This is a genomic window from Neobacillus sp. S1115, from assembly GCF_055385565.1.
On sequence record NZ_AP038275.1, the window covers coordinates 526,039 to 551,282 of the forward strand.

Below are 25,244 nucleotides of genomic sequence, written 5' to 3' on the forward strand. Positions count from 1 at the left end.
AGTGCGTACTTACATCGTGATATTATCCAATTTATAATAAGTATACTAGGTAAGGGTGACTTGTATATTAAATGCAAATTACAAGGAGGCAGTCAATGATACGTTTTGGAATTATTGGAACAAATCAGATTACCGAGAAATTTATTAAAGCAGCTAGTTTGGTAGAGGGTTTTTCCTTAACCGCTGTGTATTCTCGAACTGAGGAAACTGCTATAAAGTTTGCCGAAAAGTATGGAGTTACGACCATCTTTACGGATATCGAAGAGATGGCAAGAAGTAAGGAAATTGACGCGGTCTATATTGCTAGCCCTAATTCTTTTCATTCAGAACAGGCCATTATATGTATGAATAATGGTAAACATGTTCTTTGTGAAAAGCCGATTGCATCGAATATAGCAGAATTACAAAATATGATTACCGCAGCAAAAAATAATAAAGTATTGTTAATGGAAGCTTTAAAAACAACATGTCTCCCCAATTTTAAAAGTATTCAGAACAACTTACATAAAATTGGAAAAATCCGCAGGTATATTGCAAGCTTTTGTAAATACTCCTCCCGTTATGATGCTTATAAAGAAGGAACCATTTTAAATGCATTTAATCCTAGTTTCTCCAATGGCTCTCTAATGGATATTGGCGTTTATTGTATATATCCAATGGTTGCTTTATTCGGAAAACCCTTACAAATCAAAGCCAATGGTTTATTGCTTGAGTCTGGAGTAGATGGTGAAGGAAGTATCCTTTGTAAATATAAAGAAAGCGAAGCCATTGTCGTACACTCCAAAATAACCACTTCCTATATCCCGTCAGAAATTCAGGGAGAACTAGGAAGCATCATAATCGATCAAATTGAAACCCCGACAAATGTGCAAATTCGTTACCAGGATGGAAGTTTTGAAGATATTACTCAATTACAAGAAGATCATTCAATGTATTATGAGGTTAAAGAATTTATTGATTTAATTAATCGTAACCAATTTGAGTCTTCCATCAATTCTTTTAAAAATTCGCTAATTACACTAGAAGTTATGGACGAGGCACGGAAACAAATTGGACTTGTCTATCCAGCCGATCTGGCGGTGTCAACCAACTCAATTTGAAGTTCAGGAAGAAATTTTTGAATGCTACTAATAAAGGAGTTGTAATTATGCAATTAATCATTGATTCAGCTAATCTAGATGAAATTAGGGAACTTGTTGACTATTATCCAATTGATGGGGTTACAACAAACCCAAGCATTATTGTAAAAGAAAAAAAGAACTTCTTGCAATTACTTGAGGAAATCAGAGAGGTAATAGGATGTAATAGAGAGTTATTTGTTCAAACACTAGCTGATCATGCAGAAGAAATAGTGAAAGAAGCAAAATATATCCGTGAGAGTATACTCGATAAATTAGTGATTAAAGTCCCTGTGACGAAAGAAGGAATCAAGGCAATCAAAGCATTAAGCGAAGCTGGTGTAAGAACAATGGCTACAACCATATATACACCATTACAAGGATATATTGCAGCAAAAGCAGGTGCTGCGTATATTACACCATATGTTAATCGTATAGAAAAACTTGAAGGAAATGCTGTGAATGTGGTTAAGGAGATCGTACAAATAATAGAAAAACATCACTTTAACAGTAAAGTACTTGCTGCAAGCTTTAAAAATGTTCAACAAGTGCATGATGTTTGTCTAGTTGGGGCTCACGGTGTTACGATCCCTCCAGATATTTTAAGATTATGTTTTTCACATCGTGCAACGGAAGCAAATGTTAAAGTATTTATTGAAGATTGGCAAAAAGAATATGGTGAGAAGAGTATTGTAGATACGAATAAAATAAAAATTTAATAGAAAGTAGAGGTATTTTTGGATGATCAAAATTGCACCTTCCATTCTTTCAGCCAACTTTGCAAGGCTTGGAGATGAAATAAAAGATGTTGAAAAGGGCGGAGCCGATTATATTCATGTTGATGTTATGGATGGTCATTTTGTCCCAAATATAACAATTGGCCCACTAATTGTAGAGGCAATCCGGCCAGTCACAAAATTACCATTAGATGTTCATTTAATGATAGAAAATCCCGAAAGATACATTGGAGCGTTTGTAAAAGCAGGTGCCGATATTATAACAGTTCATGTTGAAGCATGCACACATTTGCATAGTGTCATTCACCAAATTAAATCGGCAGGCGTAAAGGCAGGAGTAGTATTAAATCCACACACCCCAGTCTCTTTAATTCAACATATTCTAGATGATATCGACATTGTATTGCTGATGACTGTAAATCCAGGCTTTGGCGGGCAATCTTTCATACATTCTGTTCTGCCAAAAATTAGACAAGTTGCAAGAATGGTAGGAGAGAAAAATTTGGATGTTGAAATTGAAGTAGATGGCGGAGTAAACGCGGAAACAGCCAAACTCTGCATTGAGGCAGGAGCGAATGTCCTTGTTGCTGGATCAGCGATATACAATCAATCTGATCGCGGTAAGGCAATTAGAGAAATTAGGGATTCGACTACCAATCTAGTGCAGAAGGTTTAACAATTTAATAAAACATAGCCTAATCCCCATCCTTCAAATTAGTGATGGGGATTAGTTTTACGTTATTGTTGTTCATTAAAAAGAATTTAGTATTTTGTTTGATTGTTCTGGTAAAGCGGTTTCAATATATTGCTTTCCCCATTCATGCATTGCCTCGAGAATCGGCAAAAGACTTCTTCCGCGTTCTGTCAGTGAATATTCCACTTTCGGAGGAACAACCGGATACACTACCCGTGAAATGATCAGGTCATCCTCAAGTTCCCTTAATTGGCTTACAAGCATCCGATGAGTAATTCCCGGAATCATAGATTTTAATTCACCAAACCGTTTTGTTCCCTCTTTCCCTAAATGCCACATAATCAGCATCTTCCATTTGCCGCTAATAATCGATAATGTTAATTCCTTTTCACAATTAAAGATTTTCTCACATAAATGGCCCATTTTGTCTTCCTCCTTGCTCTCCTCAAGTCAGAATTATCAGAATTAAGTGTATTTTTCTATACTATATAATAAAAAAGTGCGTACTTACAAACAAAATTTTTTGAGATTATACTATTTTCATAAGAAACAATAACAAACTACTGGTAAATTTGTTGATAAAAGGGTTTTGGAAATCTAAAAATCAGGAGGGGAAAGCATGAATGGTGTAATGATTCCTAAGGAGTTTAAAACGGTCGTCAGTGATTTCAACAGTATGAAGCCAGCGAAATTGGATTCGTTGACATTCGTTTTGTTTGGCGCAACCGGTGATTTGGCAAAGAGAAAAATATTTCCTTCGCTGTTTAATTTATTTTTGGATAGAAAAATGCCCGATTCAGTAACCATCATTGGATTAGGCAGAAGAGAATGGTCCGATGAAGCATTTCAAAAACATGTTGAAAAATCACTGCAATCATTTTCTGAACGTTCCAATAATGTAGACGCTTACAAGATAAAGGAATTTTTACAGTTTTTTCATTATCGAGCTTTAGATGTTACGGAGCAAGAAGGTTATAAGCAATTACTAAATGTCATTCAAAAATATGAGGAAGAGTTGAGTATTCCTGAAAACCGCATCTTTTATTTATCCGTTGCCCCTGAGTTTTTTGATGTGATTGCCCTTAATATCAAAAAAAGCGGATTAGGGTCAAGCAAGGGATGGAAGCGTTTGGTGATTGAAAAGCCATTTGGGCATGATTTGAAGTCTGCCCAAGAATTAAATGCAAAATTAAGAGAAGCCTTTGAAGAAGATGAAATCTATCTGATCGATCACTATCTCGGCAAGCCGATGGTTCAAAATATCGAAGCCTTGGCGTTTGCAAACCCAATGCTGCAGGCGTTATGGAGCAATAAACATATTTCCAATATTCAAATTACCGCAAGCGAAACGGTCGGGGTTGAGGAAAGAGCGGGTTATTACGACCAGGCCGGTGCCATTCGTGATATGGTCCAAAATCATCTGCTTCAATTAGTGATGATGACTGGCATGCAGCAGCCAGAAAAAATAAGTGCAAACGAGATTCGCAAGCAGAAGATTAAAGTATTAAAACACTTGAGGCCATTAAATATGGACGATGTCGGAAAAAACTTGGTCCGCGGCCAATACAGTCTTGGGGAGATCAATGGAGAACCAGTTCCGTCCTACACGGCAGAACCTGGAATTAAGCCAACATCCATGAATGATACATTTATTGCTGCCCGTCTCTGGATTGATGATGCTTTTTGGGGCGGCGTACCATTCTATATCCGAACAGGAAAAAGAATGAAGGAGAAGTCTACTAGAATCGTCATTGAATTTAAAAATTCATTAACAGATTTATATAAAGAAAAAAATGAGAAAACACCGCCTAATCTGTTAATCATTGAAATCAGTCCAAATGAAAGTGTTTCCTTGCAATTTAATAGCAAAAACCCGTTAAATAACAGCAAAATTGAGCCTATTAAGGTAACCTTTTCTGCAAATAAAAAGGATGTCCCGGAGGCTTATGAACTCTTGTTATTTGACGCTCTAAATGGTGATTCCACGTTCTTCGTACAGTGGAAAGAGGTAGAACTGTCTTGGAAATGGGTGCAGCCTATTTTGGAAGCGTTTGAGCAAAATGCTTTGCCGCTTCATGGTTATTCAGCCGGAACAATGGGTCCAAGGGCAGCAGATCAACTATTGGAGGAAGATGGATTTAATTGGTGGTAAGCAAAAACAAGTGAAAGACAGGACTGGAGGAATGAAGAAATGAAGGCAAGAGTAGCCATCAATGGATTTGGCAGAATCGGCAGGCTGGTTTTCCGCAAGGCGATTATGGACGATACACTTGATGTTGTGGCAATCAATGCCAGCTATCCGGCTGAAACCTTGGCGCACTTAATCAAACATGATTCGATTCATGGCAAATTTAATGGCGACGTGATTCCTTCAGGCAATCACCTGATTGTAAACGGCCGCACTATTCAGTTATTAAATAGCCGGGACCCTAAATATCTTCCTTGGAAGGAATATGAAATAGACATCGTTGTCGAAGCAACCGGGAAGTTTAATTCCAGGGAAAAAGCAGTACTTCACTTAGAGGCAGGGGCAAAGAAAGTGGTGTTAACCGCCCCCGGGAAGAATGAGGATATAACGATCGTGATGGGGGTCAACCAAGATGAGTTGGATGTTGAGCGGCATTTTATTATTTCCAATGCCTCATGTACAACAAATTGTCTTGCACCTGTTGTAAAAGTACTGGATGACCAGTTTGGGATTGAAAATGGTTTAGTGACAACTGTCCATGCTTATACGAACGATCAAAATAATCTTGATAATCCGCACAAGGATTTGCGGCGGGCCCGTGCCTGCGGACAGAGTATTATTCCGACAACAACCGGTGCGGCAAAATCACTTTCGCTCGTATTGCCACATTTAAAAGGTAAACTGCATGGCCTTGCACTTCGTGTGCCAACTCCCAACGTTTCACTTGTTGATTTAGTTGTTGATTTAAAAACGGATGTAACTGTTGATGACGTTAATCTTGCCTTTCTATATGCTGCGAACAGCTATTTAAACGGGATATTGGAATACACAACCGAGCCGCTAGTCTCCATTGATTTTAATTCAAATTCTCATTCGTCCATTATCGATGGATTATCCACGATGGTGATTGATGAAAGGAAAATTAAGGTGCTGGCATGGTATGACAATGAATGGGGTTATTCGGTCAGGGTTGTCGAGCTTGTGAAATTTGTGGCTGAAAAAATGGAAAAAGCAGCAAGAGTAAAGGTGAAATAGCATATTAAAATCCCTGTAAATCCTTCCTACCGTAGGGATTTACAGGGATTTCTAATGAAAATGCTATTTTAACAATGCGATCAATCTGCCTCAATCAATTTCTTTTTTTCAACCAATACTGTATCCATGTAGTTCTTTCCCCATTCATACATTGATTCAAGAATAGGTAAAAGGGTCTTCCCCTGCTCGGTCAATGAGTATTCTACTTTTGGAGGGACGACAGGATAAACTTCACGATGGACGATCTGATCATCCTCTAATTCGCGCAATTGATTGACAAGCATTCTTTGCGTAATTCCCGGCATCAAAGACTTCAGTTGATTAAATCGTTTTGTTCCTTCTTTGCCAAGATACCATAAAATCAGCATCTTCCATTTTCCGCCGATAATCTCCAGCGTCAATTCTTTTTCACAGTTAAAGGTCTTACTATCAATATGGCCCATCATCAATCCTCCCAAAATCATTATTAGTATATTAATTGATACTATATGAACTTAAAGTGCGTACTTACATAAAGGTATTATACTATTTATAATCATATTTGTACAGATGATTCAGAATTTACGGTGTATTCTGACTGTAGAAAATACAACAATTAAAAGGGGTGATGTTTTGGGTACTAGTAGTGTTGTAAAAGAAGGAGTTCATACCCTGGCAAAGGATTTTCTTTCTGTCGCACAACAAGCAGCGATTGCTGCCTATCCTTGGATCGGGAAAGGCAATAAACATGATGCCGACCACGCCGGAACAGAAGCGATGCGCAAACGCATGAATCTCATTGAAATGAGCGGACGGGTTGTGATCGGTGAAGGGGAAATGGACGAAGCCCCAATGCTTTATATTAACGAAGAGCTGGGAACAGGCCGGGGCCCGCTGGTGGATATTGCCGTTGATCCAGTGGAAGGTACAACCTTTTTGGCAAAGGGACAGGAAAACTCGATCACAGTTCTCGCGGTAGCAACGAGGGGCAGTCTTTTACATGCACCGGATATGTACATGAAAAAACTGGCTGTCGGGCCAAAGGCGAAAGGTCATATTAACATTCAGGCTTCTTTAACAGAAAATATGATTTCCGTCGCAAAGGCCTTAGGAAAGGATTTATCAGAATTAACCGTCATGATTCAAGATCGGCCGCGTCATGACCACTTAATGAAACAGGTCTTTGATGTCGGAGCGAGAGTGAAGCTATTCCCCGATGGAGACGTCACCGCGGCAATTGCTACAGCCATTGATGAATTAGGTATTGATATTTTAGTAGGTACAGGGGGGGCTCCGGAGGGAGTTATTGCTGCCACCGCTTTGAAATGCTTGGGAGGCGATTTCCAAGGTCAGCTGGCCCCGCAAAATCAGGAAGAATTTAATCGCTGTATAAAGATGGGAATCCAAGATCCGGAACAGGTCTTCACATTAGATGAAATGGTCCAATCAGATGATTGCTTTTTTGCCGCAACCGGCATTACAGATGGGATGCTAATGCGGGGTGTAAAGAAGAAAGAAAATGGTTTAATGCTAACCCATTCGTTCATTACCGGCAAAGGGGTAAATGAAAGATATCAGTTGGTGGAAGCATACCATTCGTTCTGGAAATAAGATTTTTTTGCCAGTTGAAAAAAATGAATTGAAAAAAGGAGAGGTAATAATATGCCATTAGTTTCAATGAAAGAAATGCTGATTCATGCTAAAGAAAACCATTACGCAGTTGGACAGTTTAATATTAATAATCTGGAGTTTACGCAGGCCATTTTACAAGCAGCCCAAGAGGAAAATTCACCGGTCATTCTAGGCGTATCCGAAGGGGCTGCCAAATATATGGGCGGATTTAAGCTGATTGTTACGATGGTGAAGGAATTGATGGAAGCCTATAAGGTGACAGTACCAGTCGCGATTCACCTTGATCATGGTCCAAGTCTTGAAATGTGTATTAAAGCGATTCATGCCGGATTTACTTCTGTCATGTTCGATGGCTCGCACTATCCGCTTGAGAAGAATATTGAATTAACAAAAAGGGTAGTGGAAGTGGCACATGCTGTTGGCGTATCGGTTGAGGCTGAGCTTGGCCGAATTGGCGGGCAAGAGGACGATTTAAGCGTTGAAGATGCCGAAGCGATGTATGCGATCCCTGCTGAATGTGATCAATTGGTCCGCGAAACTGGCGTAGACTGCTTTGCACCGGCGTTAGGTTCCGTCCACGGCCCATATAAAGGTGAGCCAAGACTTGGTTTTGATCGGATGAAAGAAGTGAAAGAATTAACAGGTGTTCCGCTTGTTCTTCATGGCGGCACAGGAATTCCAACAAAGGACATTCAAAAAGCGATTTCGCTTGGAACAGCAAAAATTAATGTCAATACAGAAAGTCAAATTTCAGCTACAAAAGCAGTTCGTGAAGTATTAAGTGCGAAGCCAAAAGAATACGACCCACGCAAATTCTTGGGACCTGCACGTGGAGCAATTAAAGATACAGTGAAAGGCAAAATGCGTGAATTCGGTTCTTCAGGAAAAGCTCAACAAGCGGAAGCCAGCTTGGTGACAAACTAAGGGGCCGATATAAGGAGAAAGGGGAAGCATGATGATTGATCAAAAGGTAGATTTGGATCTGCTATCTATTAACACGATTAGAACGTTAAGCATTGATGCAATTGAAAAAGCCGGAACAGGCCATCCCGGCATGCCGATGGGGGCAGCGCCGATGGCTTACACCCTTTGGACGAAATTTATGAATTATAATCCAAAAAATCCAGGCTGGTTTAACCGTGATCGCTTTGTATTATCCGCTGGTCATGGATCGATGCTGCTATACAGCTTATTGCATTTAACAGGTTATGATTTGTCATTAGATGACTTGAAAAATTTCCGCCAATGGCAAAGTAAAACACCTGGGCATCCTGAATTTGGCCATACGGCCGGGGTTGATGCAACAACGGGACCGCTTGGGCAGGGAATTGCAATGGCAGTTGGGATGGCTATGGCAGAAAGACATTTGGCATCCGTGTATAATCGCCCTGATTTCAATGTGATTGATCACTGCACCTATAGTATTTGCGGTGATGGGGATTTGATGGAAGGTGTAGCATCCGAAGCAGCTTCACTTGCCGGTCATTTGAAACTTGGCCGTTTAATTGTGTTATATGATTCAAATGATATTTCCCTTGACGGCGATCTCCATATGTCATTTAGTGAAAGCGTTCAGGAGCGTTTCGAAGCATATGGCTGGCAAGTATTGCGGGTCGAAGATGGGAATGATGTTGAGAAAATAGCGGGAGCGTTAGCTGCTGCCAAGGCTAATCAAGAACAGCCAACCTTAATCGAAGTGAAAACAACCATTGGTTATGGTTCTCCTAATAAAGGCGGCAAGTCTGCTTCTCATGGTGCCCCGCTTGGGAAAGCAGAAATAAAACTTGTAAAAGGGCAATACAACTGGGAATTTGAAGGGGACTTTTATATCCCAGAAGATGTAAAACTGTATTTTAAGGAGCTGGAGGAGGCATCCGGGAAGAAGGAACAGGATTGGAATAACTTGTTTGCCAAGTATGAGGAAGCCTTCCCATCTCTTGCAAACGAATTAAGATCTGCCATTAGCGGGCAGCTTCCTGAAGGCTGGGATGAGGATGTTCCGCAATATCAAGTTGGCAAAGATACGCTTGCAACTCGTTCTTCAGGCGGAGAGGTGTTAAACGCCCTTGCGAAAAGAGTTCCGCAATTATTTGGCGGCTCGGCCGATTTGTCATCTTCCAATAAGACCTTGTTGAAAGGTGAAGGAAACTTTAGTGCAGCAGATTATAGCGGAAGAAACATTTGGTTTGGAGTACGCGAGTTTGGAATGGGTGCAGCTGTAAATGGCATGGCACTGCATGGCGGCGTAAAGGTATTCGGAGCAACCTTCTTCGTTTTTTCTGACTACCTGCGACCGGCAATTCGTCTTTCTGCGCTAATGAAAGTGCCGGTCATCTATGTATTCACACATGACAGCATTGCCGTCGGGGAGGACGGTCCGACGCACGAACCGATTGAACAATTGGCATCCTTACGGGCAATGCCTGGACTTTCAACGATCCGCCCGGCAGACGGAAACGAAACAGCCGCAGCATGGAGGCTTGCAATAGAAAGTACACAAGAACCGACAGCGCTCATCCTTTCCCGTCAAGATTTGCCAACAATCGCTGATGCTAAGACAGCCTATGAAGGTGTTAAAAAGGGAGCCTATGTTGTTTCCAAATCGAAAAATATGGATGGACTTTTACTCGCATCCGGTTCAGAGGTACCGCTTGCCATTGAGGCGCAAAAGGCACTTGAAAAAGAGGGAATTCGTGTTTCTGTGGTAAGCATGCCAAGCTGGGATCGCTTTGAAAAGCAATCGCAGGAATATAAAGAAAGTGTGCTCCCCAAGAATATTCCCGTGCGGCTTGCAATTGAAATGGGTGCTTCCTTGGGCTGGCATAAATACGTTGGTGATTGCGGAAGCGTCATTGCTGCAGACCAATTCGGTGCTTCAGCACCATCCGAGAGAATAATGGAGGAATATGGATTTACCGTTAAGAATATTGTTTCCCAGTTTAAAGCGCTTCTATAAGGTTCTATGAACAATTTGGATAAGGGCAGACTTCAAGCTTTTGAATCTGCCCTTTTTATGGAGGGTTTTGCATGAAAAAGATAGCGGTATTAACGAGCGGCGGGGATGCACCTGGAATGAATACAGCCATTCGTGCTGTTGTTCGCAGAGGGATACACAAGGGATTAAATGTGTATGGAGTGGTAAATGGTTACAAAGGCTTGATTGAGGGCGATTTCACTCCAATGAGCCTAGGAAGTGTAGGGGATATTATTCATCGAGGCGGCACCATCTTAAAAACATCCAGGTGTGAGGAATTTAAGGACACAATCGTACAGCAGCAGGCAATTCAAAGATTAAGAGAAAACGAGATTGAGGGATTAATTGTCATCGGCGGGGATGGTTCTTTCAGGGGTGCAAGAAAATTAACAGAGTTAGGCTTCCCGACGGTTGGTATTCCGGGCTCAATTGATAATGATATTGCAGGGACAGACTATTCGATTGGATTCGATACGGCCGTAAATACAGCTGTTCAAGCAATCGATAAAATTCGCGATACAGCATTTTCCCATGAACGCACGTATGTCATTGAGGTGATGGGCCGAGGTGCAGGGGATATTGCCTTATGGGCAGGTGTGTGCGGCGGGGCGGAGTCCATCATTATCCCAGAAGCCGACTATGATTTGGAAGATGTGATTGATCGGATCAAGCAGGGGCATCAGCGCGGAAAAAGACACAGCATTATTGTAGTGGCAGAGGGTGTTGGCAAAGGGCTGCAAATGGGGAAAGAGATTCAAGAAAAAACCGGATTTGAAACAAAGGTTACCATACTAGGGCATATTCAACGAGGGGGTTCTCCAAGCGCCTACGATCGAATGATGAGCAGCCAAATGGGGGCACTAGCCGTTGATTTAATCATAGAGGGGAAAAAAGGTGTAATGGTAGGGGTGAAAAATGGCCAACTAACCCATACAACCTTTACGGAAATAGAAAAAGACCGACACAAGATCGATCTTTCCATTTACGAATTAGCCAGAAGCCTATCTATTTAAGGAAAATATCCATCTTCAAAATTCAGAATAGGAGAGTGGCCATATTGGAAAAAAAATATTGCATTCATTGCAGAACGCTCTATTCAAAAGAATCGATTTGCGGTATATGTGGAAAAAGTGAATTCCAGGATATAAAAATTATGATTCATCATCAAGAACAATCGAAACGGAAAAAAATTTTAGCGGAACACTCTATATCTTGTAAACTAGCGTAATCCCTCTTCCGTTATGCAGGGGGATTACGCTCACGACTATATTTATACTTCTACCTTTTTTTCTTGATCACTAACATTTTGGATTGTTTCGATAAATTTCTGCATTGTATTTGTCAGGAATGAATCTGCCCGGCGAATAAAAACCGTTGTGATTTTGGAGTATTTTTCGGGAATATGATAGATTCGAACAACCCCATCTGCCTCCAAGAGACTAACCGTAGATTTTGGGATAATCGTAATCCCCAAACCGGCTATTACACTGCCCAAAATCGTCTCCCATGTGCCAAATTCCATGATTTTCGCATTGATTCTTCCCTCATCGCGGACCCAGCCCTCCAATTTTGAACGGTAGCTGCACCCTTGTTTAAAAACAAGGAGCGGCTTGTTTTTTAATTCCTCAAAAGGAACCTCTTCCTGGTTGGAGATTAAAACCAACTCCTCTTCAAAGACTTCATATTGAGCAATTTGTGAATGATTAAAATTTCCTGTCACAAATGCTCCGTCCAGTTTATAGCTGAGAATAGCCTCGACTAGATCCTCTGTTACACCACTTACAAGAGATAAGTCAATGTTGGGATATTTCTTGTGATAGGCGGATAGAATCAGTGGAAGTTTGTATAATGTCTCAACAGTGCCTATTTCAAGGGTGCCAACCGGGTTATCCGAGTCTTGAACCACTTTTAACATCTCATCGACCATGGAAATAATTTTTTGAGCATAAAACAATAGTTTTTTCCCTTCCGAATTGATAACCATGCCGCGGCTTGAGCGGTGAAATAACTCGGTTTGAAGTTCTTCCTCCAACTGCCTGATCCTTACGGTTACATAGGATTGAACATAATTTAAGCTTTTGGCGGCCTTTGAAATGCTTCCGAATTCAGCTACCTTTTGAAAAATCCGCAAATCCTTAATTTCCATGGCTATTCCCCCGTATCAATCTGTTGTTCCTATTACCACATTGCTAATAGAGAAAGTATTTCTAATAGAGATAGATAGTATCTCTTTTAATCATTTTACATGATGGCAGAAAGGTCGTAAGATGTTATTAAAGAATTAAGAAAATTTAAATTATTGCAAAAGGAGAGCAGAAACGATGAGCAAAAAAGATTTTGATGTAATTGTAGTTGGCGCAGGATCGATGGGAATGGCAGCAGGTTATTACCTGGCCAAACAAGGTGTGAAAACATTATTGGTAGATGCATTTGATCCGCCTCATACGAATGGCAGCCATCACGGTGACACACGGATTATCCGCCATGCCTATGGTGAAGGACGGGAGTATGTACCGTTTGCCTTAAGAGCCCAAGAGTTATGGTATGAACTTGAGAGAGAAACACATCATAAGATTTTTACAAAAACCGGTGTTTTAGTATTTGGACCTAAAGGTGAATCTGACTTCGTTGCTGAAACGATAGAAGCTGCTAGCATTCATGGGTTGGATGTTGATTTACTAGAAGGCGAAGAAATTCATCAGCGCTGGCCGGGTGTAACCGTCCCTGAAAACTTTAACGCAATCTATGAAAAAAACTCTGGCGTCTTATTCAGTGAAAATTGCATTCGCGCCTATCGCGAGCTAGCAGAAGCAAATGGTGCAAAAGTGTTAACACATACAAGGGTTGAGGATTTTGAGATTTCCGAGGACTCTGTCAAAATCCAAACTGAATTTGGTTCCTTTACCGGCAGTAAGTTGATTTTGAGCATGGGGGCTTGGAACAGCAAACTTCTATCAAAATTAAATATTGATATTCCGTTACAGCCTTACCGCCAAGTTGTTGGGTTCTTCGAATGCGAAGAATCACAGTATAGCAATACACATGGTTTCCCGGCCTTCATGGTTGAAGTACCGACAGGCATCTATTACGGGTTCCCAAGCTTCAGCGGCTGCGGTTTGAAAATAGGATACCATACATTCGGTCAAAAAATCGACCCGGATACAATTAATCGTGAATTTGGTATCTATACGGAGGATGAAGGAAATATTCGCAGATTCCTAGAAGAATACATGCCGGGTGCTACTGGAACGCTTAAAAGAGGGGCAGTTTGCATGTACACAAAAACACCTGATGAGCATTTTGTGATTGATTTGCATCCGCAGTACTCCAATGTGGCAATCGCAGCAGGCTTCTCCGGCCATGGATTTAAATTCTCAAGTGTTGTTGGTGAAACGCTAAGCCAACTAGTGACAACTGGCAAAACCGAACATGATATTTCTCTTTTCTCTATCAATCGCCCTGCTTTAAAACAGAAAGCAAAGATCTAATAGATTATTAAATTGCCATTATCCTAGAACGATTAAAAAAATAATAAATTTAGAGGTGCAAAAATGAGCGAAAAAACATTAACCCAAAGCCAATTAACTTATTTAGATGCAAAACCGGGCATTCAATTAATTAAAGCAGGAACCTATAAATTAAATGAATTAAGCGTATTGCGGGGAACACCTGAGTTAAAGGGGCAAATCCTTGATGTGCCGATTACAGATAAAAAACAAGTATTAACAATGGGTTACTATGCACTCCAGCCTTCGGTTGATTATTCTGCAGAATTTACGTTTATCGAAATTAAAGTTGTGACCAAAGGTAAAATGGTTGTCCGCGATGTAGAAGGAAATAAATATGTGGCAGAAGTAGGGGACGTATTAGTCTTCTCCCCTAATACAACGGTTATTTTCGATGGTGAAAGTGATGGCGAAGTGGTTTACTTCAAAAATGTAGAAGCAAATCCTTCTTATTTGTGATAACCAACCTTATCAAAAAAGGCATTGACAATTACAAACAGAATGATTATTCTGAAAATAATAAAATTGAATAGAGCGGATGATTGTTGTGGGAGAGTGTATTATCTACATCTACCACCGAAGGAGCAAGTTCCAAAAAAACCCTTGGAACCAATCTCTCAGGTAAAAGAACCATAACAGGACGCACCTCTGGAGAGCGTATTTGAAAATGCCACCAAAGGAGAATGCTCCATAAAGATTGGAGTTTAACTCTCAGGTAAAAGGACAGAGAAGGGATGATTCTACACCCCTTTTCTGTCCTTTTTTGTTTTTTTTAAAAGCAATATGGAGAAATTGGAGGAATAATCAATGAGTTTACAACAAAACGATTCAACAATTTTTGAGGCGATTGAAAGTGAGAAAAACCGCCAGCTTCATACGTTGGAATTAATAGCATCAGAAAACTTTGTCAGCCCGGATGTTTTGGAAGCAATGGGAAGCGTGATGACGAATAAGTATGCCGAGGGTTATCCCGGTAAGCGCTATTATGGCGGCTGTGAATTTGTGGATGTCGCAGAACAGGCAGCGATTGAACGGCTGACCAAATTATTCGGCGCCAAATTTGCCAATGTCCAGCCTCACTCCGGTGCACAGGCCAATACTGCTGTATTTTTCGCCCTGCTTCAACCAGGCGATAAGATTATGGGGATGAATTTATCGCATGGCGGCCATTTAACTCACGGCAGCCCGGTAGCAATGTCAGGAAAATGGTTCGATGTCGTTTCTTATGGGGTAAGAGAAGACAATCACCTGATTGATTACGATGAGCTGGAAGAAGTTGCGAAAAGAGATCAACCAAAATTAATTATCGCCGGTACAAGCGCCTATCCGAGAGTTATTGATTTTGCGAGATTTAGAGAAATCGCCGATCAGGTTGGCGCAAAACTGATGGTTGATATGGCACATATTGCTGGACTTGTGGCTGCAGGTCTCCATCCTTCTCCGGTTCCATATGCGGATGTTGTGACCAGCACCACTCATAAAACATTGCGCGGCCCACGAGGCGGAGTGATTTTAACAAACGATGAAGAAATAATCAAACAAATAAATAAAGCTGTTTTTCCAGGAATTCAGGGCGGGCCGCTCATGCATATCATTGCCGCTAAGGCAGTTGCTTTCAATGAAGCATTGCAGCCAAGCTTTAAGGAATATGCCAAACAAATTATTGAAAATTCAGCTGCACTGGGAGAGGCATTAAAGCAGGAAGGGGCAGCGCTTGTATCCGGCGGGACTGATAATCATATTGTGCTCCTCGATGTGCGTCCATGGGATTTAACAGGAAAAGAAGCAGAGAAATTGCTTGAAGAAGTCGGGATTACAGTTAACAAAAACACCATTCCATACGACCCGCAAAGCCCGTTTGTGACAAGCGGAATCCGCATGGGAACAGCCGCGTTAACCACACGTGGAATGAAACAAGAGGAAATGGTGCAAATCGCAAAAGTGATCGCAGCCGTTCTTAAGAGCAAAGGGGATTTAACCGTGATCGAGCAGGGAAGAAAGACGACAAAAGCAATTTGCGGGAGATTTCCATTATTTCAACAGCCAATCACTGTGTAAGAAAGGGGTAACTTAATGGAGTATCAAAGCTGTTTTGACATCATCGGCCCGATTATGGTTGGGCCATCGAGTTCTCATACCGCCGGTGTTGTATCAATTGGGAAATTTGTTTATGAGCTGCTTGGAGGATCCCCGCAAAGGGCGGATATTACTTTCTATGATTCGTTCTCCGAAACATACCAGGGACACGGAACAGATAAAGCGCTTCTTGGCGGCCTGCTTGGGATGAATACAGATGATACCAGAATTAGATATGCGGTTGAATTAACCAAACGATACGGGCTTCACTATGAATTTAAATTTGAAGATCGCTGTCCTTATTACGATCATCCCAATACAACTGTTATTAGGGCAAGACGTGCGGGCCAGTTTGTTAAAGTAGGCGGTGTATCATTAGGCGGCGGTTTATCAAAAATCTTTATGATTGATGATGAAATAGTTGATATTCGATTAAGCACAAGTGATGATTTTTCAGAAATTGCAGCAAAATTTCGTTCCAATCCTTTTCATGAAGCGATCTTGGAGGGTGTATGATGGATTTTCGGTCAATGAACGAGCTTATTGAACTTTGTAACCGCGAACGGAAAACAGTTGGCGAAATGATGCTGATGGTGGAAATGGAAAAGTCCGGCCGTGACAAAGAGACGATCATCGATATGATGGCAGAGCGGTTAATTAAAATGAAGCAAGCAGTGGAGACCGGTGTAGAAGATGCTTCCCCGGCACCAAGCGGTATTTCCGGCGGTGATGCCGTCAAGATGAGCGAATATGTAAATAACGGGAAGGGCTTGTCAGGTCCATATATTAACGATGCAATGACGTTCTCGATGGCAACATCTGAAAGCAATGCACGGATGGGCGTGATTGTGGCGACGCCAACGGCCGGGGCAGCCGGTATTTTACCGGGGGTTTTATTTTCACTGCGAAAGAATGACGACACCTCCTATCGAGATTTAGTCATGGGTTTGTTTACCGCAAGTGCACTCGGATATGTGATTGCCAACCGCTCCTTTATCTCTGGAGCGGCAGGAGGATGCCAAGCGGAGGTTGGTTCGGCCACCGCAATGGCGGCCGGCGCAATTGTTGAATTAAAGGGCGGGACACCAGAGCAGGTCGTCAACGCCACCGCGATCGCGATGAAATCCCTTTTAGGGCTAGTTTGTGACCCGGTTGCCGGTCTCGTGGAAGTTCCTTGCATTAAGCGGAACGTGATCGGCACTTCGATTGCCTTTTCAGCAGCCGACCTGTCGCTTGCCGGAATTGAAAGCAGGATCCCATGTGATGAAATCATTGAGGCAATGTACAAAATAGGCAAGGAAATGCCGCGAACACTAAGGGAAACGGCACTCGGCGGCCTAGCCATGACGGACACGGGAATAAAATTAAAAGATCGGTTACTTTGCAGAAACACTTAAGACGGAGGGGCTCAGATGAGTACAGATACAGTATTAAAGCGGACACCGCTTTTTGAAACTTATAAAAAGTACGGCGCAAAGGTCATTGATTTTGGAGGCTGGGAGCTTCCGGTTCAATTTTCCGGAATTTTAGAAGAACATGAGGCAGTCCGTAACGAAGCAGGCCTGTTCGATGTTTCACATATGGGTGAGGTCCTTGTAGAAGGAAAAGATGCTGAGAGCTATATTAATTACCTCGTAACAAACGATGTAACCAAGCTTCAGATCAACCAGGCACAGTATACGGCCATGTGTTACCCGGACGGCGGAACAGTCGATGATTTACTAGTTTACAAGTTAGCGAGTGAAAAGTATCTGCTTGTGATTAATGCGGCAAATATTGAAAAAGATTACGAGTGGATGAAACAGCAGGCACAAGGGAATGTAGCCTTAACAAATATTTCTTCTGACACTGCCCAGCTTGCCATTCAAGGTCCAAAAGCCGAAAAAATTTTACAAAAAGTAACCGATACAAATTTAGCGGAAATTGGCTTTTTCCATATTGCTGATCATGTCACGGTTTCCGGGATCTCTGGTGTACTAGTCTCACGCACCGGCTATACGGGAGAGGACGGATTTGAGCTTTATTTAGCGGCAGACAAAGTGGAAGCGCTTTGGGAGAGGCTGTTAGATGCAGGAACAGAAGATGGCTTAAAGCCTTGCGGACTTGGGGCCCGGGATACACTTCGCTTTGAAGCCCGCTTGGCACTATATGGTCAAGAGCTTTCCAGCGACATCGGACCTTTGGAAGCAGGCATTGGGTTTGCCGTAAAAACAAACAAAGAATCAGCATTTTTAGGTAAGGAAGTACTCGTTAAGCAAAAAGAAGAAGGTTTAAAACGAAAAATAGTCGGAATCGAAGTGACAGGGAGAGGGATCCCGCGGCATGGCTATAAAGTATTTTCTGAAGGCGGAGAGGAAATCGGCTTCATTACATCGGGAACCCATTCCCCGACATTGAAGAAAAGTTTAGGCCTTGCCCTTTTAAGTGCAGAATTTGCAGCAGTTGGAACTCAGGTTAAGGTAGAAATTCGCAATAAGCAAATTGAGGCAGTTGTTGTGAAAACACCTTTTTATAAAAAGAGTTAGGTTCATTTTTTCCGAGATTGATTGGTTTTACAGGAATGACTAAATTTTGAAAACTAGGGTGGAAGGAAGGGTTCATATGACAAACGCAACAGCAAACCTTTTATATAGCAAGGAGCATGAGTGGGTATTATTATTGGGTGAAAATCGGGTGCGAATCGGAATCTCTGATTATGCACAGCACCAGTTGGGGGATATCGTTTTCGTTGAGAATCCAGCAGAAGGCGATGAATTAACGGCTAACGAAACAATCGGGACAATTGAGTCGGTTAAAGCAGTTTCTGATATTTACTCACCTGTATCCGGTACCGTTGTAAGTGTCAATGAGGAACTGGAAAGCGCTCCTGAGACGATTAATGAACAACCATATGATGCCGGCTGGCTGGTGGAGGTAGAATTGTCCAATCCAGAAGAATTAGAATCGCTTTTAAATGAGGCTGAGTACCAGGCATTTATTAATGAAGGAGAGGAATAGGATGACAGCGACTTATCGATACCTTCCTGATACAAAAGAAGATCAAGCGGAAATGCTTGAATTGTTAAATGCTTCGTCTGTGGATGCCTTATTCGAGGATTTACCGGCGGAGATTCGTCTCGATGGTGAGCTAAATATACCGGAAGCAGTTCCTGAACCGCTTTTGTTGAAAAAAATGCAACAGCTTGCTGGGCAAAATATAAATGCCAATCAATACCCGACGTTTCTTGGTGCAGGAACCTATGACCATTACATCCCAAGTGTAGTGAATCACATGATATCCCGCTCTGAATTTTATACAGCCTATACACCCTATCAGCCGGAAATCAGCCAGGGTGAACTGCAGGCAATCTTTGAATTTCAAACAATGGTATGTGAACTGACAGGAATGGATGTAGCCAATTCTTCGATGTATGATGGGTTTACTTCATTGGCTGAAGCAGCCTCACTTGCAGTTGCTCATACGAAGCGCTCTAAAGTAATTGTGTCAGGGGCCGTTCATCCTGAATCCTGCGCCGTTCTGAAAACGGTAGCTGTGGGACAGACATATATAATGGAAGAAACTCGTCTTGATGGTGATGTAACAGACTTAAAGCAGCTTGAGGAACAAGTAGACCAAACCACTGCGGCTGTGATTGTCCAATACCCAAATTTCTTTGGTTCAATTGAAGATTTAGCGGAAATTAAGAAAATTGCAGCGGCAAAAGGGGCTCTGTTTATTGTCAGTGCCAACCCGCTTGCGCTGGCACTCTTGGAGGCACCGGGAAATCTCGGGGCGGATATTGTGATCGGTGATATGCAGCCATTAGGAATCCCAATGTCCTTTGGCGGTCCGCATTGTGGTTATTTTGCCGTTGATAAAAAGTTGATGCGTAAAGTCCCGGGCCGGATTGTCGGGCAAACGTCAGATGATCAAGGGAAACGCGGCTTTGTGTTGACCCTGCAAGCAAGGGAGCAGCATATTCGCCGTGACAAAGCGTCCTCCAATATCTGTTCCAATCAGGCATTGAATGCTCTTGCTTCTGCCATTTGTATGTCGGCACTTGGAAAACAAGGGATTCGTGACATGGCCCAGCTGAACATTGAGAAAGCATCTTATATGGCCAAACGGTTAAAAGAAAAAGGCTTTATTATTGAAAATCAAGCACCATTCTTTAATGAATTTATCGTTGAGCTGCCGCTTCCGGTCAAGCAAGTAAATGCGAAACTTCTTGAAGCAGGCATCATTGGCGGGTTTGATTTGGGAAGTGAGTACGGGTTCGAAAATCAAATGCTAATTGCTGTAACTGAGCAGCGGACAAAAGAGGAGATTGACCAATTTATCAATGTATTGGAGGCAGTTGTAAATGGTTGAGTATAATGAGTTAATCTTTGAAATCAGTCGCCCGGGCCGTGTTGGTTCCAGCCTTCCGGCAAGCGATGTGGAAAAAGTCAATTTGCAAGAACTGCTTCCAAAGCATTTGATCCGTCAAGATGCAGCGGAGCTTCCGGAAGTATCAGAACTTCAGCTGGTACGCCATTATACAGCACTTTCGAATAAAAATCACGGGGTCGATAATGGGTTCTATCCGCTTGGTTCTTGTACAATGAAATACAATCCAAAAATTAACGAAGATGTGGCACGGTTTGACGGCTTTAGCCGCATTCATCCTTATCAGCCGGTTGAAACCGTACAAGGTGCTCTTAGGCTTCTATATGAATTGCAGGAAGAATTAGCTGTCATTACCGGAATGGATGCCGTTACATTGCAGCCTTCTGCCGGTGCTCAAGGCGAATGGACCGGGTTGATGATGGTAAAAGCTTATCATGAGCAAAAGGGAGAAAAGAGAACAAAGGTACTTGTTCCCGACTCTGCCCATGGAACCAACCCTGCCAGTGCAACCGTTGCTGGTTTTAAAACGGTAACCATTCCATCAAATAAAGATGGGTTGGTCGACCTCGAAGAATTAAAGAAACATGTCGATGGTGACACAGCCGCATTAATGCTGACAAACCCGAATACACTTGGATTATTTGAAAAAGAAATCCTGGATATTGCTAAGATTGTCCATGAAGCAGGCGGGTTATTGTATTACGATGGAGCCAATGCGAATGCGATTTTAGGGAAAACGACTCCAGGCAAAATGGGCTTTGACATTGTCCATTTAAATCTTCATAAAACCTTTACAACCCCTCATGGAGGCGGAGGTCCTGGCGCAGGTCCAGTCGGTGTCAAGAAGAAGCTGATTCCGTTCCTGCCTGTACCGCGTGTTGACAAAGACGGCGACCGCTATGTGCTGGATACGAATCAGCCATTGTCAATCGGCAGGGTAAAAGGCTATTATGGGAATTTTGGCATTCTTGTCCGCGCGTATACCTATATTCGGACAATGGGGCCAGAAGGATTGCGTCAAGTATCGGAAAGCGCTGTGCTTCATGCAAATTATCTTCGTAAGAAACTTGAGCCGTATTTTGAGGCTCCATATTCACAAGTTTGTAAGCACGAATTTGTTTTATCGGGATCCAAACAGAAAAAGCTTGGTGTCAGAACTCTTGATATGGCTAAACGCCTGCTTGATTTCGGCTATCACCCGCCGACCATCTACTTCCCGTTGAATGTAGAAGAATGCCTGATGATTGAGCCGACAGAAACAGAGTCAAAAGAAACATTGGATGCTTTTGCTGATGTGATGATTCAAATTGCTAAAGAAGTCGAAGAAAATCCTGGCGTGGTGCTGGAGGCCCCGCATACAACCGTGATTGGACGATTGGATGAGGTACAGGCGGCAAGGCAGCCAATCTTGCGCTATAAAAAGGAAGCAAGCAAAGAAACTGTAAAATCTTAATCCAATATGGGTAAAAAATAAACCATATTATTGGTTTCGGACCGGTCGATTTTGCTAAGTTTCGGTCAGCCGTACTTTTTATTGGTGATCGAACGGGTAGATTCTTCTCGATTCCGGTCACCCATACCCTTTATGGGTGACCGAACCGGAGGATTCTCCTCAGTATGGGTCACCCATACCCATTATTGGTTACCGAACAGGTGGATTCTTTTCGGTATGGGTCACCCATACCCTTTATGGGTGACCGAACCGGAGGATTCTCCTCAGTATGGGTCACCCATACCCATTATTGGTTACCGAACAGGTGGATTCTTTTCGGTATGGGTCACCCATACCCTTTATGGGTGACCGAACAGGAGGATTCTCCTCGTTATGGGTCACCCATACCCATTATTGGTTACCGAACAGGAGGATTCTTTTCGGTATGGGTCACCCATACCCTTTATGGATGACCGAGCAGGTGGATTCATCTCGGTATGGGTCACCTATACCCATTATTGGTTACCGAACAGGAGGATTCTCCTCGGTATGGGTCACCCATACCCTGTTTTGGTTGCTTAACCGGCGACTTTTCCGAGTGCATAAACGTATATAACAGCGGGAACTGGCGAAATTTTGAAAGGTAAAATAGATATAGGGTGTTTCTCTGTATCTATTTTTTATACCAAAACAAGCTTGTTAGTTTAGATGGGTCAAGTGCTCAAGAAAAAGAATGAACAAGCGATTACGTATACAGGCGTGATCTAAATCAAATGTAATACAAACTAAATAAATGTATCGTAAATTTGACTCGATTCGTTCATGGGAGTAGATGAAATGACTGTGGAACACGTTCGCAAACCTGATTGGCTTAAAATTAAATTAAATACGAATGAACAATATACCGGTTTAAAGAAAATGATGCGTGAAAAAAAGCTTCATACAGTCTGTGAAGAGGCGAAATGCCCTAACATTCATGAATGTTGGGCTGTAAGAAGAACCGCAACATTTATGATATTAGGAAGTGTCTGCACCCGGGCTTGCCGTTTCTGTGCTGTGCAAACCGGGCTTCCGACAGAGCTGGATTTGGTGGAGCCGGAACGTGTAGCTGAATCGGTCGAGCAAATGGGTTTAAAGCATGTTGTCATCACCGCGGTTGCCCGAGATGATTTAAAAGACGGAGGCGCGAGCGTTTTCGCCGAGACCGTTCGTGCAGTCCGGCGCCGGAACCCATTTTGCAGTGTAGAAGTTCTTCCGTCCGATATGAATGGAGAATATGAAAATTTAAAAATATTAATAGATGCAAGGCCCGATATATTAAACCATAACATTGAAACGGTAAAGCGCTTGACCCCAAAAGTGCGTGCCCGCGCTACATATGAACGGTCGCTTGAGTTTTTAAGAAGGTCAAAAGAAATAAACCCAAACATTCCGACAAAATCCAGCATTATGATTGGCCTTGGAGAAACAAAAGAAGAAATTATTGAAGCGATGGACGATCTTCGTGCTAACAATGTGGACATCATCACAATTGGCCAATATTTGCAGCCGACAAAACAACATTTAAAAGTCCAAAAGTATTGGAGTCCGCAAGAGTTCAACGAATTAAAGGAAATCGCCATGCAAAAAGGGTTCAGTCACTGTGAAGCAGGTCCACTCGTTCGCTCTTCTTATCATGCAGATGAACAGGTCAATGCGATAAAAGTGAATGTGTAAGTTATCGCATAAGACGATAAAGGGGGAGAGATAAATGGTGATCAGCTTAACAGAAGCAGCAGTGAACAAGCTGAAAAAAATAAACACAAAAGAAGATCAGTTCCCAAGGATTGATGCCGATATTGCCGGCGGATGCGGAATTTCAGTTAAATTTACTCTTATTTTTGATGAAATGCGGCGGAATGATACGGTGATCGAATATGAAGGAATTCAGATTCGAATTGACCATTTTACAAAACGTTATTTAGATGAAGTAACACAAATTGATTATACAGAGGAACATGGTTTTCAAGTTGGCGAAAGCTTTAGCTCAAGTGCATGTGCCACCTGAGATTTAAATAGATATAAAAGGAGATATATAGAATGTCACAGGAATATGATGTTGTCATTATCGGCGGAGGAACAGGCGGGTATGTTTCAGCCATTCGGGCGTCCCAATTAGGGTTAAAAACGGCAGTAGTGGAAAAAGGAAAGCTCGGCGGAACATGCCTGCATGCAGGCTGCATTCCGAGCAAGGCACTGCTAAGAAGTGCGGAAGTATTTGCTAATGCAAAAAATGGTGAAAAATTCGGGGTGATTGCGCCTGAAGTCAGCCTTGATTTTCGAAAAGTCCAGGCCCGGAAGGAAGAAATCACGGACCGCTTGTTTAAGGGAGTCCAGCATTTGCTGAAAAAAGGAAAAATCGATGTTTATGAAGGCAAAGGCAGGATTATAGGGGCAGGTAATGTTTCAGTACAACTGAATAATGAGGAGGAGGAAATCCTCTTAAACTGTCAAAATATTTTAATCGCAACAGGTTCCCGCCCAAGGACACTGCCTGGCTTGGAAGAGGACGGGAAGTATGTCATGACATCCGACGAAGCACTGCAAATGGAAGAATTGCCTAGTTCGATTCTGATTGTTGGCGGCGGTGTCATAGGGATCGAATGGGCTTCTATGTTAATTGACTTTGGTTTAGAGGTAACAGTCATCGAGTATGCCGACCGCATTTTGCCGACAGAGGATAAGGAAATTTCGAAGGAAGCACAGCGCCTTATGAAGAAAAAAGGCGTAAAAATCGTCACTGGGGCAAAGGTGCTGCCAGAAACATTAGAAAAAGGCGAAGGTGTATCGATTAAGGCGGAACAAAAAGGGAAGGAAGTTCCATACTCCGCTGATAAACTGCTCGTATCAGTCGGAAGACTGGCCAACTTGGAAGGGTTTGGTCTTGAGAATACTATTGTTGAAGTTGACCGTGGTGTAATCAGGACAAATGAATTCTATCAAACAAGTGAATCGAATATTTATGCCATTGGTGATGTAATTGGCGGTTTGCAGCTTGCCCACGTAGCCTCCCATGAAGGCATTATTGCAGTTGAACATATGGCGGGTGAAAAACCGGCACCACTCGATTATACGCTTGTTTCAAAATGTATCTATTCAAGCCCGGAGGTAGCAAGTGTCGGGCTGACAGAAGATGAGGCTCGAGCGAAAGGCTATCAGGTGAAAACAGGTAAATTCCCATTCCGGGCAATCGGTAAAGCGCTCGTATTTGGGGAAGCAGATGGCTTTGTCAAACTGGTTGTTGATCAAGAATCTAATAAGTTGCTAGGGGCACATATGATTGGACCACATGTAACCGATATGATTACGGAACTGGGCTTAGCTCAGGTTCTAAATGCAACATCGATGGAGATTGCTCATACCATCCATCCTCATCCGACATTAGCCGAAGCGATTGGTGAAGCGGCACTGGCCGTTGAGGGGAAGGAACTACATGCCTAATTAGTAAAAGGGTAACCCAGTATT

The 25,244-nt window shown here is 42.4% G+C and carries 24 protein-coding genes and 2 riboswitches; of the genes, 21 read left to right on the forward strand and 3 right to left on the reverse strand.

Annotation, left to right across the window (positions count from 1 at the left end; all coding sequences use genetic code 11):
• The first annotated feature begins 95 nt into the window (after window positions 1–95).
• Genes ACZ5B7_RS02600 through rpe form a run of 3 tightly spaced genes read left to right on the forward strand, consistent with a single transcriptional unit; the run spans window position 96 to window position 2,531 of the window.
• Complete coding sequence (locus ACZ5B7_RS02600) at window positions 96–1,100, forward strand: Gfo/Idh/MocA family protein (protein WP_464492521.1); 1,005 nt, start codon at window positions 96–98, stop codon at window positions 1,098–1,100.
• 47 nt (window positions 1,101–1,147) lie between these two features.
• Window positions 1,148–1,837, forward strand: a complete 690-nt coding sequence (locus tag ACZ5B7_RS02605; protein ID WP_464492522.1) for a fructose-6-phosphate aldolase — start codon at window positions 1,148–1,150, stop codon at window positions 1,835–1,837.
• A gap of 22 nt (window positions 1,838–1,859) precedes the next feature.
• A complete protein-coding gene (gene rpe / locus ACZ5B7_RS02610) occupies window positions 1,860–2,531 on the forward strand; it encodes a ribulose-phosphate 3-epimerase (RefSeq protein ID WP_464492523.1) in 672 nt (223 codons plus the stop codon).
• 75 nt (window positions 2,532–2,606) lie between these two features.
• Here rpe and ACZ5B7_RS02615 read toward each other — a convergent pair whose 3' ends face one another.
• Window positions 2,607–2,972, reverse strand: a complete 366-nt coding sequence (locus tag ACZ5B7_RS02615; RefSeq protein WP_423800631.1) for a winged helix-turn-helix transcriptional regulator — start codon at window positions 2,970–2,972, stop codon at window positions 2,607–2,609.
• Window positions 2,973–3,240: 268 nt separating this feature from the next.
• Between ACZ5B7_RS02615 and zwf the strand changes: the two genes are divergently transcribed.
• Window positions 3,241–4,701 carry a glucose-6-phosphate dehydrogenase gene (gene zwf / locus ACZ5B7_RS02620; protein ID WP_464494421.1) on the forward strand — a complete coding sequence of 487 codons (1,461 nt, stop codon included), beginning with the start codon at window positions 3,241–3,243 and terminating at the stop codon, window positions 4,699–4,701.
• A 39-nt stretch (window positions 4,702–4,740) separates the two neighbouring features.
• Window positions 4,741–5,772 carry a glyceraldehyde-3-phosphate dehydrogenase gene (locus tag ACZ5B7_RS02625; RefSeq protein ID WP_464492524.1) on the forward strand — a complete coding sequence of 344 codons (1,032 nt, stop codon included), beginning with the start codon at window positions 4,741–4,743 and terminating at the stop codon, window positions 5,770–5,772.
• Between the two features lie 80 nt (window positions 5,773–5,852).
• Here the strand turns inward: ACZ5B7_RS02625 and ACZ5B7_RS02630 are convergent, their stop codons facing one another.
• Complete coding sequence (locus tag ACZ5B7_RS02630; protein WP_423800633.1) at window positions 5,853–6,215, reverse strand: winged helix-turn-helix transcriptional regulator; 363 nt, start codon at window positions 6,213–6,215, stop codon at window positions 5,853–5,855.
• 169 nt (window positions 6,216–6,384) lie between these two features.
• Between ACZ5B7_RS02630 and glpX the strand changes: the two genes are divergently transcribed.
• From glpX to pfkA, 4 genes are all read left to right on the forward strand, one after another.
• A complete protein-coding gene (gene glpX / locus ACZ5B7_RS02635; protein WP_464492525.1) occupies window positions 6,385–7,362 on the forward strand; it encodes a class II fructose-bisphosphatase in 978 nt (325 codons plus the stop codon).
• 51 nt (window positions 7,363–7,413) lie between these two features.
• On the forward strand, window positions 7,414–8,307 hold the full coding sequence (fba, locus tag ACZ5B7_RS02640) for a class II fructose-1,6-bisphosphate aldolase (protein ID WP_464492526.1): 894 nt from the start codon (window positions 7,414–7,416) through the stop codon (window positions 8,305–8,307).
• Window positions 8,308–8,338: 31 nt separating this feature from the next.
• Window positions 8,339–10,339, forward strand: a complete 2,001-nt coding sequence (gene tkt, locus ACZ5B7_RS02645) for a transketolase (protein WP_464494422.1) — start codon at window positions 8,339–8,341, stop codon at window positions 10,337–10,339.
• Window positions 10,340–10,410: 71 nt separating this feature from the next.
• Window positions 10,411–11,370, forward strand: a complete 960-nt coding sequence (gene pfkA / locus ACZ5B7_RS02650; RefSeq protein ID WP_378588351.1) for a 6-phosphofructokinase — start codon at window positions 10,411–10,413, stop codon at window positions 11,368–11,370.
• Window positions 11,371–11,627: 257 nt separating this feature from the next.
• On the opposite strand, the gene ACZ5B7_RS02655 is transcribed toward pfkA, so the two are convergent.
• The gene (locus ACZ5B7_RS02655; protein ID WP_464492527.1) at window positions 11,628–12,503 is read right to left on the reverse strand and encodes a LysR family transcriptional regulator; all 876 of its coding nucleotides are present in this window, start codon (window positions 12,501–12,503) and stop codon (window positions 11,628–11,630) included.
• Window positions 12,504–12,678: 175 nt separating this feature from the next.
• On the opposite strand from ACZ5B7_RS02655, the gene solA reads away from it, so the two are divergent.
• From solA to lpdA, 12 genes are all read left to right on the forward strand, one after another.
• The gene (solA, locus tag ACZ5B7_RS02660) at window positions 12,679–13,845 is read left to right on the forward strand and encodes an N-methyl-L-tryptophan oxidase (RefSeq protein WP_423800638.1); all 1,167 of its coding nucleotides are present in this window, start codon (window positions 12,679–12,681) and stop codon (window positions 13,843–13,845) included.
• A 63-nt stretch (window positions 13,846–13,908) separates the two neighbouring features.
• On the forward strand, window positions 13,909–14,322 hold the full coding sequence (locus ACZ5B7_RS02665; RefSeq protein ID WP_464492528.1) for a hypothetical protein: 414 nt from the start codon (window positions 13,909–13,911) through the stop codon (window positions 14,320–14,322).
• A gap of 79 nt (window positions 14,323–14,401) precedes the next feature.
• Window positions 14,402–14,506: riboswitch (glycine riboswitch) on the forward strand.
• Window positions 14,507–14,509: 3 nt separating this feature from the next.
• A riboswitch (glycine riboswitch) is annotated at window positions 14,510–14,592 on the forward strand.
• Window positions 14,593–14,670: 78 nt separating this feature from the next.
• Complete coding sequence (glyA, locus tag ACZ5B7_RS02670) at window positions 14,671–15,921, forward strand: serine hydroxymethyltransferase (protein ID WP_464492529.1); 1,251 nt, start codon at window positions 14,671–14,673, stop codon at window positions 15,919–15,921.
• Between the two features lie 15 nt (window positions 15,922–15,936).
• The gene (locus ACZ5B7_RS02675) at window positions 15,937–16,455 is read left to right on the forward strand and encodes a serine dehydratase beta chain (RefSeq protein WP_464492530.1); all 519 of its coding nucleotides are present in this window, start codon (window positions 15,937–15,939) and stop codon (window positions 16,453–16,455) included.
• Window positions 16,455–17,336, forward strand: a complete 882-nt coding sequence (gene sdaAA, locus ACZ5B7_RS02680; protein ID WP_464494423.1) for an L-serine ammonia-lyase, iron-sulfur-dependent, subunit alpha — start codon at window positions 16,455–16,457, stop codon at window positions 17,334–17,336. Before ACZ5B7_RS02675 ends, sdaAA begins: the two co-directional genes overlap by 1 nt.
• Window positions 17,337–17,351: 15 nt before the next feature.
• Window positions 17,352–18,464 carry a glycine cleavage system aminomethyltransferase GcvT gene (gene gcvT / locus ACZ5B7_RS02685; RefSeq protein ID WP_464492531.1) on the forward strand — a complete coding sequence of 371 codons (1,113 nt, stop codon included), beginning with the start codon at window positions 17,352–17,354 and terminating at the stop codon, window positions 18,462–18,464.
• Window positions 18,465–18,540: 76 nt separating this feature from the next.
• Window positions 18,541–18,936: a glycine cleavage system protein GcvH gene (gene gcvH / locus ACZ5B7_RS02690; RefSeq protein WP_423800643.1), complete on the forward strand. Its 396-nt coding sequence runs from the start codon at window positions 18,541–18,543 to the stop codon at window positions 18,934–18,936.
• Window position 18,937: 1 nt separating this feature from the next.
• Entirely contained in the window at window positions 18,938–20,290 is a 1,353-nt protein-coding gene (gcvPA, locus tag ACZ5B7_RS02695) for an aminomethyl-transferring glycine dehydrogenase subunit GcvPA (RefSeq protein WP_464492532.1), read from the forward strand.
• Complete coding sequence (gene gcvPB / locus ACZ5B7_RS02700) at window positions 20,283–21,761, forward strand: aminomethyl-transferring glycine dehydrogenase subunit GcvPB (RefSeq protein WP_464492533.1); 1,479 nt, start codon at window positions 20,283–20,285, stop codon at window positions 21,759–21,761. Before gcvPA ends, gcvPB begins: the two co-directional genes overlap by 8 nt.
• Window positions 21,762–22,577: 816 nt before the next feature.
• Window positions 22,578–23,456: a lipoyl synthase gene (gene lipA / locus ACZ5B7_RS02705; RefSeq protein WP_464492534.1), complete on the forward strand. Its 879-nt coding sequence runs from the start codon at window positions 22,578–22,580 to the stop codon at window positions 23,454–23,456.
• A gap of 34 nt (window positions 23,457–23,490) precedes the next feature.
• Window positions 23,491–23,787: a HesB/IscA family protein gene (locus ACZ5B7_RS02710; protein ID WP_464492535.1), complete on the forward strand. Its 297-nt coding sequence runs from the start codon at window positions 23,491–23,493 to the stop codon at window positions 23,785–23,787.
• Between the two features lie 32 nt (window positions 23,788–23,819).
• Entirely contained in the window at window positions 23,820–25,220 is a 1,401-nt protein-coding gene (gene lpdA, locus ACZ5B7_RS02715; protein WP_464492536.1) for a dihydrolipoyl dehydrogenase, read from the forward strand.
• The last annotated feature ends 24 nt before the right edge of the window (window positions 25,221–25,244 follow it).

What these genes read in the sequence shown, in the direction of transcription:
- ACZ5B7_RS02605 (WP_464492522.1), top strand. Translation starts at nt 1,148, where the DNA reads ATGCAATTAATCATTGATTCAGCTAATCTAGATGAAATTAGGGAACTT.
- ACZ5B7_RS02710 (WP_464492535.1), top strand. Translation starts at nt 23,491, where the DNA reads ATGGTGATCAGCTTAACAGAAGCAGCAGTGAACAAGCTGAAAAAAATA.
- fba (WP_464492526.1), top strand. Translation starts at nt 7,414, where the DNA reads ATGCCATTAGTTTCAATGAAAGAAATGCTGATTCATGCTAAAGAAAAC.
- ACZ5B7_RS02615 (WP_423800631.1), bottom strand. Translation starts at nt 2,972, where the DNA reads ATGGGCCATTTATGTGAGAAAATCTTTAATTGTGAAAAGGAATTAACA.
- ACZ5B7_RS02630 (WP_423800633.1), bottom strand. Translation starts at nt 6,215, where the DNA reads ATGGGCCATATTGATAGTAAGACCTTTAACTGTGAAAAAGAATTGACG.
- ACZ5B7_RS02675 (WP_464492530.1), top strand. Translation starts at nt 15,937, where the DNA reads ATGGAGTATCAAAGCTGTTTTGACATCATCGGCCCGATTATGGTTGGG.
- lpdA (WP_464492536.1), top strand. Translation starts at nt 23,820, where the DNA reads ATGTCACAGGAATATGATGTTGTCATTATCGGCGGAGGAACAGGCGGG.
- ACZ5B7_RS02625 (WP_464492524.1), top strand. Translation starts at nt 4,741, where the DNA reads ATGAAGGCAAGAGTAGCCATCAATGGATTTGGCAGAATCGGCAGGCTG.
- solA (WP_423800638.1), top strand. Translation starts at nt 12,679, where the DNA reads ATGAGCAAAAAAGATTTTGATGTAATTGTAGTTGGCGCAGGATCGATG.
- lipA (WP_464492534.1), top strand. Translation starts at nt 22,578, where the DNA reads ATGACTGTGGAACACGTTCGCAAACCTGATTGGCTTAAAATTAAATTA.
- gcvH (WP_423800643.1), top strand. Translation starts at nt 18,541, where the DNA reads ATGACAAACGCAACAGCAAACCTTTTATATAGCAAGGAGCATGAGTGG.
- pfkA (WP_378588351.1), top strand. Translation starts at nt 10,411, where the DNA reads ATGAAAAAGATAGCGGTATTAACGAGCGGCGGGGATGCACCTGGAATG.
- sdaAA (WP_464494423.1), top strand. Translation starts at nt 16,455, where the DNA reads ATGGATTTTCGGTCAATGAACGAGCTTATTGAACTTTGTAACCGCGAA.
- ACZ5B7_RS02600 (WP_464492521.1), top strand. Translation starts at nt 96, where the DNA reads ATGATACGTTTTGGAATTATTGGAACAAATCAGATTACCGAGAAATTT.
- rpe (WP_464492523.1), top strand. Translation starts at nt 1,860, where the DNA reads ATGATCAAAATTGCACCTTCCATTCTTTCAGCCAACTTTGCAAGGCTT.
- tkt (WP_464494422.1), top strand. Translation starts at nt 8,339, where the DNA reads ATGATTGATCAAAAGGTAGATTTGGATCTGCTATCTATTAACACGATT.
- glyA (WP_464492529.1), top strand. Translation starts at nt 14,671, where the DNA reads ATGAGTTTACAACAAAACGATTCAACAATTTTTGAGGCGATTGAAAGT.
- ACZ5B7_RS02665 (WP_464492528.1), top strand. Translation starts at nt 13,909, where the DNA reads ATGAGCGAAAAAACATTAACCCAAAGCCAATTAACTTATTTAGATGCA.
- gcvPB (WP_464492533.1), top strand. Translation starts at nt 20,283, where the DNA reads ATGGTTGAGTATAATGAGTTAATCTTTGAAATCAGTCGCCCGGGCCGT.
- ACZ5B7_RS02655 (WP_464492527.1), bottom strand. Translation starts at nt 12,503, where the DNA reads ATGGAAATTAAGGATTTGCGGATTTTTCAAAAGGTAGCTGAATTCGGA.
- gcvT (WP_464492531.1), top strand. Translation starts at nt 17,352, where the DNA reads ATGAGTACAGATACAGTATTAAAGCGGACACCGCTTTTTGAAACTTAT.
- gcvPA (WP_464492532.1), top strand. Translation starts at nt 18,938, where the DNA reads ATGACAGCGACTTATCGATACCTTCCTGATACAAAAGAAGATCAAGCG.